This window comes from Pseudomonas sp. AC083, assembly GCF_979253165.1.
This window is the reverse complement of the sequence record NZ_CEEDDH010000165.1, coordinates 1-266: the sequence shown is the minus strand read 5'-3', so window position 1 is coordinate 266 and position 266 is coordinate 1. Positions and strand designations below refer to the sequence as shown.

Below are 266 nucleotides of genomic sequence, written 5' to 3'. Positions count from 1 at the left end.
ATATAACCCGCTTGTAAGGAAAATAAGGAGAGTAAACGAATGGCGCTGGAATCTTATAAGTCCGAAAATCTGCATTTAATCAAGGAAGCCTTGGACTATACTCAGGTTGGCCTGACGGTGACGGACCCGTCTTTACCTGATAATCCTTTAATATATGTGAACACGGGCTTTTTAGATATGACAGGCTATCAAGAAATCGAAGTATTGGGGAGGAATTGTCGTTTCCTTCAGGGAGATGAAACTGAACAAATCGCTCTCAAACAAAT

General features: G+C 41.0%; 1 protein-coding gene. It reads left to right on the top strand.

What is annotated here, in order from left to right:
* Positions 1 to 39 precede the first annotated feature (39 nt).
* Positions 40 to 266: PAS domain-containing protein (locus AC0IXA_RS27575; RefSeq protein WP_471814926.1), on the top strand; the 227-nt coding region annotated here is incomplete at its 3' end.